This is a genomic window from Escherichia sp. 94.0001 (assembly GCF_013369155.2).
Taxonomy (GTDB): Bacteria; Pseudomonadota; Gammaproteobacteria; order Enterobacterales; family Enterobacteriaceae; genus Escherichia; species Escherichia coli_F.
Genome location: NZ_JABWMS020000206.1, coordinates 1 through 753, shown reverse-complemented (window position 1 = coordinate 753; position 753 = coordinate 1). Strand labels below are relative to the sequence as shown.

The following is a 753-nucleotide window of genomic DNA, read 5'->3' as shown; positions in this document are numbered from 1 at the left end:
AGTCCATTGAACTGTTACTGGATGAGGCGCTGGAAACGGGGGAAAACGAGAGTACGGAGTTTGACGTCACCACGCTGCTGAGAATGGACAGCGAACGGCGCATGAAAACGCTGGGTGAGTCGGTGAAAAATACGCTTCTCACGCCCAATGAGGCCCGTAAACGTGAGAACCTGCCGCCCCTTGCCGGCGGTGATGCACTGTATCTTCAGCAGCAGAACTACAGTCTGGAGGCGCTGTCCCGTCGTGATGCCCGTGAAGATCCGTTTGCGTCGTCCGGGAAAAGAGTTTCAGCCCAACTGCCTGACGGCGCATCTGACGGTAATAAGGCAATCAGTGAAACAGAGCATGGTGCGGTGAAAGCGATGTTGAGGGGGATACTGCGAAAATGACGGAACGGGAACTGTCCATTATTCGTGCACTGGGAGAAGAATTCGCCACGGTGCTGGCGGATTTACAGCGCACATTTGAGGAGAAGATGGCCGCGCAGGCACAAGCGTTTGAAGAGAAACTGGCTTCCCTGTCGGCGGTATTACAGAAGCATGTGACGGTGGATGAGGTACATCCGGTTCTGCAGGCGATGGTGGATGACGCTGTGGGGACCATTCCGGTACCGCGTGATGGTCGTGATTATGATCCGGATGTACTGCAGCAGGCGGTGAATGATGCGGTTGCGAATATTCCGGTACCGGCGGACGGCAAAAGTATCACCCCCGATGATGTGCGTCCGATGCTTGAGCAGATGGTGAAAGAGGC

The 753-nt window shown here is 55.4% G+C and carries 1 pseudogene; it reads left to right on the top strand.

Going from position 1 to position 753, the window contains the following annotated elements:
- A pseudogene (locus HEN33_RS26665) lies at positions 1 to 753 on the top strand (phage portal protein); the annotation flags it as partial.